General features: G+C 61.2%; 9 protein-coding genes. 4 read left to right on the top strand and 5 right to left on the bottom strand.

Annotated features, from left to right (window positions below; all coding sequences use genetic code 11):
* Nucleotides 1-582 precede the first annotated feature (582 nt).
* The 3 genes from ACO59D_RS12600 to ACO59D_RS12590 all read left to right on the top strand — a co-directional run bounded on the left by ACO59D_RS12600 (nt 583) and on the right by ACO59D_RS12590 (nt 2,497).
* A complete protein-coding gene (locus ACO59D_RS12600) occupies nt 583-1,392 on the top strand; it encodes a Fic family protein (protein WP_485127280.1) in 810 nt (269 codons plus the stop codon).
* A gap of 168 nt (nt 1,393-1,560) precedes the next feature.
* Complete coding sequence (locus ACO59D_RS12595) at nt 1,561-2,208, top strand: transposase (RefSeq protein ID WP_485127279.1); 648 nt, start codon at nt 1,561-1,563, stop codon at nt 2,206-2,208.
* The gene (locus ACO59D_RS12590) at nt 2,102-2,497 is read left to right on the top strand and encodes an IS30 family transposase (RefSeq protein WP_485127278.1); all 396 of its coding nucleotides are present in this window, start codon (nt 2,102-2,104) and stop codon (nt 2,495-2,497) included. The genes ACO59D_RS12595 and ACO59D_RS12590 overlap by 107 nt, the downstream gene beginning before the upstream one ends.
* 12 nt (nt 2,498-2,509) lie before the next feature.
* Here ACO59D_RS12590 and ACO59D_RS12585 read toward each other — a convergent pair whose 3' ends face one another.
* From ACO59D_RS12585 to ACO59D_RS12565, 5 genes are all read right to left on the bottom strand, one after another.
* Nucleotides 2,510-3,631 (bottom strand): sensor histidine kinase, encoded by a 1,122-nt coding sequence (locus ACO59D_RS12585; protein WP_485127277.1) that lies wholly within the window; start codon nt 3,629-3,631, stop codon nt 2,510-2,512.
* Nucleotides 3,618-4,295 (bottom strand): response regulator transcription factor, encoded by a 678-nt coding sequence (locus ACO59D_RS12580; RefSeq protein ID WP_485127276.1) that lies wholly within the window; start codon nt 4,293-4,295, stop codon nt 3,618-3,620. Before ACO59D_RS12580 ends, ACO59D_RS12585 begins: the two co-directional genes overlap by 14 nt.
* Nucleotides 4,296-4,471: 176 nt before the next feature.
* Nucleotides 4,472-5,122, bottom strand: a complete 651-nt coding sequence (locus tag ACO59D_RS12575) for a TlpA family protein disulfide reductase (RefSeq protein WP_485127275.1) — start codon at nt 5,120-5,122, stop codon at nt 4,472-4,474.
* A 98-nt stretch (nt 5,123-5,220) separates the two neighbouring features.
* Entirely contained in the window at nt 5,221-6,132 is a 912-nt protein-coding gene (locus ACO59D_RS12570) for a 4Fe-4S binding protein (protein ID WP_485127274.1), read from the bottom strand.
* A gap of 6 nt (nt 6,133-6,138) precedes the next feature.
* A complete protein-coding gene (locus ACO59D_RS12565) occupies nt 6,139-6,309 on the bottom strand; it encodes a CD1871A family CXXC motif-containing protein (protein ID WP_485127273.1) in 171 nt (56 codons plus the stop codon).
* A gap of 694 nt (nt 6,310-7,003) precedes the next feature.
* Between ACO59D_RS12565 and ACO59D_RS12560 the strand changes: the two genes are divergently transcribed.
* On the top strand, nt 7,004-7,147 hold the full coding sequence (locus ACO59D_RS12560) for a hypothetical protein (protein ID WP_485127272.1): 144 nt from the start codon (nt 7,004-7,006) through the stop codon (nt 7,145-7,147).
* Nucleotides 7,148-7,182 lie beyond the last annotated feature (35 nt).

The following is a 7,182-nucleotide window of genomic DNA, read 5'->3' as shown; positions in this document are numbered from 1 at the left end:
TCGAAAACCCCAAAGCTTGTAGAGGCTCCTAGGGACCGTCTCTCACTGTAATGGGGCAGAGGACGGCGTGGTTTTCAACGGCTCGGAGCCGGAGGGTTCCTGCGCCAAACCCGGAGACTCTGAGGTGTTGGAAACCACGCCCTGTGTTCCATTGAGCCCACATTCGCGCATGGCGAAACGGAGCGCGTCTTTTTACGGCCTTGGCGATTGGTGTCGTGTTTTTCACGTCCAGCGGATACGGGATGGCCGTTTTCACCGGCTTCGTTTTCGGCCAGGTGGTGTACAAGCCCTCGCATGGCACCCGGGCATTTTCTGCGCCCTGGTTCCCGAGTCCCAGATTTCGGCCCGCCATATTCTAAGCGGCAGAATGTGGCGGGCCCAGTACGGGCTAGGAGAGTTTTCAACGGCTGCGAGTCGGAGGGTTCACACATCTAACCCGTAGACTGCCGGAGATGTTGGAAACCCTCATGGCCTTCTACGCTCGCCGTTGAGGCCCATCTGGGATACTGGTGGCCCGCCTCCTAGGGTAAAGTGGTTGATGATGTCGGGTATCATGCCGCGTGCTGTCGATTGGGGTCATAGATGGATACGACGCTCCTGGAGGTTCTCGTCTATCAGCGGGACCATCACATCGACGGCAACGTGTACAAAGCTTGCCAGTGCGACTTCGCCTACAACTCCAACCACATCGAGGGCTCGACTTTGACCCACGACCAGACGGTCCAGATCTTCGACAGGGCAGTCTTCTCGGGCACGGCCAAGGTCGATGACATCGTCGAGACGAGGAACCACTTCTCGGCCTTCGACCAGATGCTGGACTCATGGGACGTGCCGCTCGACACCGACTATCTCTGCGGTCTCCACCGCACGCTCAAGGAGGGGACCTCGGATGCCGGGAACCCGATGATGGCGGTCGGGTCCTTCAAGCGCCTCTCGAACGTGATAGGGGGCGCCGCCTCCGACGTCGAGACGGCCGCCCCGACAGACGTCCCCGGACTGGTGGACGCCCTCGTCTGCGCCTACGAGGACCAGGCGTCGCACACCTTCGACGACATCGTGAGGTTTCACTGGGGCTTCGAGCGCATCCATCCGTTCTCCGACGGGAACGGGCGCGTGGGGAGGCTCGTCATGTTCAAGGAGTGTCTGCGCGCTGGTCTCACCCCGTTCATCATCACGGAGGACCTGCGGGGCTACTATCTCCGCGGCCTCCGCGAGTACGAGAGGACCCCGGGCTACCTCACCGACACGTGCGGGTTCGCCCAAGACCGCTTCGAGGAGGGCTACATGCCCCTGGCGAGGGAGTTTGCCTCGGAGATGAGGGCCATTGGGATGGACGGGTCGCATGACGATGGGGAACGCAAGGGCCGCAGGCGCGGGGGCATCCATAGGTGACGGCCTAGTTTTCAGGCGGTGGATTGTCAGGCTGAGTGCAACAGCATAGCGCCAGGCGAGAGGCGTGGCGCACCCCCGTGGGCTACGATGCTAGTTGTCGAAGCCAATACCGGGAGCCGAGGGGAAATGCGCCACTGCGCACATCCTAGCGCCGAAGAGCGCGACAGGATGGCCGAGCTGCACGCCGAGGGCAAGGGGGTCAGCGACATCGCCGTGGACATCGGCAGGGACAGGTCGACCGTGGGCCGCGAGCCCAGGAGGAACGGCAGGCGCGGCCGCTACGGGGCGATCGCCGCCCAGGGGAGGGCCGGGGCAAGACACCGGGCCCGCGGGCCCCGCAGGAGGCCCTCCGACCCGTCCCTCGCCGAGTCCGTCCGCCGACGCATCCTGGGCGGCCACTGGTCGCCCGAGCAGGTAGACGGGAGGGCGCGCCTCGAGCGCGGGGGCTCCTGCGCCGTGGGCTTCGCGACCATCTGCCGCGCGGGCGGCCGGGGCGTGCTCGACCTACCAGGCGCTCGGAAGGAAGAGCAGGCCAAGCGCCACCTGCGCAGGGAGGGGAGGAGGCCGCGCAGGGGACGCGGGGGGAGGCGAGGCAAGGTCAGGGTCTCCCACGAGATCTCCGAGCGCCCTGCCGAGGCCGCCGAGCGCCCCCGCCCCGGCGACCGGGAGGGCGACACGGTCGCCGGCAGGCCGGGGGGGAGCCTGCCTGGTGACGATCGCCGACCGCAGGTCGCGGCTGCCCGCAGGCGGCAGGGCCGCCGCGCACGCGAGCGCCGATGTGGGCGGGGTCGAGGCCCTGGCGGGGCGGCCCCTTGAGAGCGTGACGCCAGGCCGCGGCAAGGGGTTCGCCAACCACGCAGGGGCGAGCGAGAGGCTCGGGGGCGTGGCGTTCTGCTTCTGCGAGCCCCACCACCCCTGGCAGAGGCCCACGGTCGAGAACGCCAACGGCCTCATCCGCGAGCTCTTCCCCAAGGGCACGGACTTCTCCGAGGCCACCGATGATGAGGTGCGGCACGTCTTCGACATGATCGACGGCAGGCCGAGGAAGGTCCTGGGATACAGGACGGCCAACGAGGTCTACAGGGAGCTGCTGCACTCAGCTTGACAATCTGCCCCGTCAATCGGGCCCCTTGACACCTTCTCCGACGTCGAACGTCACCGTGAACACGGATCCATGGGGCCGGTTCTCACCTATCGTGATGCGTGCGCCGTGCCGGGAGAGGATGGTCTTCACAAGCGAGAGGCCTATGCCTGCGCCACCAAACTCGCGCGAGCGCGACTTGTTGACTCGGTAGAAGGGTTCGAACACAAGCCCCCGTACGTCGGGTGCAATGCCCACGCCCGTGTCGGAAACGGAGGCCACGGCCCCTTCCCTCGACACAGAGAGCTGCAGCTCGACTTCTCCGCCATCAAAATTGTAGCGGATGGCATTCTCAGCCAGGTTGTAGAACGCACGGTAGAGAAGACCCGCATTGCCCATGACCGAGACGGGCTGGACGTGGCAAGAGAGCGAGACGTTGCTCTCGTGGGCAAGGGGACCAAGGTCTGCTGCGACATGGGCGAGAACCGAATCGAGGGACACGCGCTGGACGTCGGGCAGCTCCCCCGTGTCCGTGAGCTCGAGGAGGTTGCCGACGAGGGAGGAGAGTCGGTTGACATACGTCTCCATCGTGTTGACCAGCTCGTCATACTCAGTCTGCTGCCTCTCCTTCTTCCTGAACACGTCGATACGCGTGCGCAGCACGGCGAGCGGCGTCCTCAGCTCGTGCGCAGCGCTGGCGGCGAAGCGCCTCTGCATCGCGAACGCCTCATCCAGCTGGCAGGTCATCTGGTTGAACGATCTCACGAGCTCCTTGATCTCCTCGCCGCCGTCGACCTCGATCGGTTCGGAAAGGGTGCTTGGCTCGATGGCGCGCACGTGTGAGGAAAGCTGCTTGATGGGCCTCGTGTAGCGTCCTGCCAGGAGATACGCCGCCCAACTGCCGACGACAACCACGAGGGCCAAGATGGAAAGGGTGTCGGAGAGAATCGCCCGCTCGATGCCGTCCACATCGAGGATGATGGAAAGGTCGCCCCGTTGCAGGGACTGAGTGGCCGCAAGCTCTAGCAGCGCGGAGGTCGAACGGTACACGAGCAGGGTCAACACGGCGCAGCAGCAGACGAGCAGGGCGACCATGAGGAGGGTAAGCTGCGTGCGCACCGAACGCATTGCCTTCGCCAAGCCGCTAACGCCCACCATGGTCGTCCTCCTCTGTCAGATAGTAGCCCTCTCCAATCTTGTTGGATATGGGGTCGCACCCGAGCACGGATCGCAGCTTCTTTCTGAGTGAGCAGATGTGCACCCTCACCGAGTTGCTGAATGGGTCGACGCTGCTATCCCACGCATGTGACAACAGCTCCTCGCTGCTTACCACCTGGCCCTTGTGACGCATGAGGTATTCCAGTATCGCGGTCTCCTTCTTCGTGAGGCTGATCTCGACGCCCTTGGCGCTGAGCCTGCGGGTGGTCGTGTCAAAGCGAAGGTCACCGCAGTCGAGGAACGTCTCCCCCTGCGTATACTCTCGTCTCAGGAGGTTGCGCACCCGGGCCTCGAGCTCCCCAAAGGCGAAGGGCTTCACAAGGTAGTCGTCTGCCCCTGCATCCAAGCCGACGATACGGTCGGAGACCGCCGAGCGGGCAGAAAGTATGAGCACTTTGGTCTCCGAATGCTGGGCCCTCAGCGTCCGCAGCAGTTCGAGCCCATCGATGCCAGGGAGGTTGAGGTCCAGCAGAATCAGGTCATAGGGCTCTATCTGTGCCATCTCAAGTGCATCGGTCCCGTTGTCAAGGAGGTCGACGTAATAGCCGTCTATCCTGAGGCCTTCACCGATGGATTCAAGAAGCTCACGCTCGTCTTCGACCACGAGGATTTTCAAAATCGTCGCTCCCCCTCAAACGCTCATGCGAATCGCGCCCCGAGCCGGATGGCACGAGGCGTGATCCCCTTATTGTAAGAGATGCTAGCGAATCGGAGGAATCCGATATCGAGCGATCTCCGGCGCGCATCGTTCCCGCATGGGAGGCCTGATTGTCCCTTGGCCTAGTTATCCTTCGCCTTGGCAAGTGCCTCATCGACGCGCTTGAGGAGTTCGCTTCCCTCGAGCCTGTCGAGACCACCGGTGATGGGGTCGCCGACGAGCTTGCCGTCCTGGTCGATGACCATCGTGGTCGGGAAGGCCGTGAGGCCCTCGATCACCTGGTTTGCGTCGCTCTTGGAGTTGAAGGCGATGTTGTCGTACGTGACCCCCTGCTTCGAGAGAATATCCCGCCCCTCATCCTTAGCGTCATCGGTAAACCCAGCCTCGGCGTTGACCCCAAGGACGTTGACGCCCTTGTCCTTGTACTTGTCGCTCAGCTCCTGAAGGAGTGGCATCTCCTTTACGCAGCTCGTGCAGCCGTTGAACCAAAACGACAGGACCGTGACCTTGTTCTTCTTGAATACCTCGTTGCTGACGGTCTCGTCGTTGGAGATGTTCGTGGCCTCGAAGTTGGGGAATGCGTCGCCGTCCTTGAGGTGCAGCTTGGATGCTGCCTCGGGCGGGACGTCCGTCGATCCGGACTCGACAGGCACCGCCGCGTCCGGGGCAGCTTCCGTCGACTGGCTCTTCGGGTTTGCCCCACAGCCGACCAGGGAGATGGTCATAAGAATTCCTGCAGCAGAGACCAGAGCCTTCTTCGTGACTTCCTTCATGGTGTTTCCTTTCTGAAACCTTTTCCACTGTGTATGGCTGCCGGCCTCACGGCCGGTGCATAACCGCTTTCGTCGCTCCCGATACCAGCAGCGATGACCTACGCACGCTTGTTTGCGGAGGCATCTGGCTGGGCGAGCTTGGCCCTGACAGGGGTCAGATCAACCTTGATCGCTTTGACGGGACACGCCTTGGCGCACTCGCCACAGCGTATGCACTCGAGAGAAGAGGGGTTCTTAGTTATGTTGACATCCATCTTACAGACACGGGAGCATTTGCCACATTTGACACACTTATCTGCATCGACATGGTATTGCAAGAGAGAGACCTTGTTGAATAGCGAATAGAAGGCCCCAAGGGGGCAGATCCATTTGCAGAACGGTCGATAGAACATGATGCTCAAAAGCGCGATTGTCGCCAGGATGCTGAACTTCACGGTGAAGAGACCACCCAACGCGGCCCTGATGCTCGTATCGGCAAGAGACAACGGAATGGCACCCTCAAGTATGCCCTGCGGGCATACGTATTTGCAGAAGTACGGATCTCCCATCCCCACGGAACTCTGGATGAAGGCGGGAAGGGCCCAGACCATTATGACCAGGATGCCGTACTTGAGGTAACGCAGGCCTTTGAGTCTCCTCGTGCTGAGCTTCTTGGGAAACGGGATTTTGTTGAGCAGGTCTTGGACCCAGCCGAAGGGACAGAGGAAACCACACACGAACCTTCCCAGAAGCGTCCCTATGAGAATCAAAATCCCAATTATATAGTAGGAAAAGCTGAACTTGGAGGACCCGACAACCGCTTGGAATGCCCCGACCGGACAAGCTCCTGTGGCCGCAGGGCACGAATAGCAGTTAAGCCCTGGGACGCAAATCGACTTTGCCGAACCGGTGTAGATTGTCCCCTCAAGGAAATTGGGGATGTGGGGGTTGGTCAGGAAGGTGGCTATGGTCTGCACAGTTCCCCTCCTGCGCAGGAACACTCCGATACGCGAGAGCATCGTTTTCATCATATGCACCTACCCGATGCCCACGCACTCGAGGCATATCCTTATCGCCTTGGCGAGGACGGTGTGGACCTCTCCTCGGTAGGCCCCATAGGCGACAAACGTGCCACCAAGGACCATCAGCAGCATCGGTATGACCCTTATACGATGAAAGACCAGAACGCCAACCTGCTTTGTATCCATACGCTCCTCCTTCTTTGTGCCAACCAGTACAGCAGACGGGGTGTTAAGTCCTCGTTAAGAGTGATCACCTTCACGGCGGGAGGATCCATCCAGGGCCTTGTTGGAGGAGAGGTTGTCACCTTCAAGACAACTGGAGAGCGGGTCGACGTGGGGATCATCCAGGACAACCACTCCATCGTGTGGGATGGCAGCACCAGCGAGTCTGACTACATGGTAGACGAGCAGCTCAGTGTCCTTACGGTGACCTGCCAGGCTGCGCGGCCGGTACCTCCAGCGGCGCTACGGGAGAAAATACCGGCGGGAAAGTCAGCACCGACTGGGTGCCCGAACGCCCCTGCGGCACCTCCTCTTCGCCCAACACGGTCGATTCCATGGCAACCGGCACCTGCTTGTCGGAGGTGGTCTGGCGCTATGTGTGCCTACGCTCTGCACCATAGGTGCGACATATTGAGTTCGCTTTCGAATCCAATTTCCATTAAATTGTCGACAAATCAACATAAATATTATAATCATCCTGTAATTCTGTAGCAACACGGAGACGCCATGCTGAGAAAAGTTGTGGGCTTGTGGCCGCTGCGATGGCAGCCTGTTTAGGACTCAGGCTCTCGGTATCATTCTTTGGCGGAGTCGGACATCACGGCCTTGCCCTTCTTATTGGGAACGGGCCTGGATTCTGATGGGTAGCATCCCGTTCATGATTGCAATCCATACCGCAGTCGCGGCGCGTGCGTTCGCAATCACCTATCAGGCCATGGCTAACAGGTACCTCACGGTGCTGTTGAGTGCCGCTTCCGCGATTTGCGTTATCGCTGCGTTCGCCTCTACTCTTCCGCAGTAGCTTAGCTTGACCCACAATCCAGATTCCTGCTCCCA

Source organism: Tractidigestivibacter sp., from assembly GCF_057241865.1.
The sequence above is the reverse complement of the archived record's forward strand: the minus strand, read 5'-3'. Positions and strand labels throughout refer to the sequence as shown.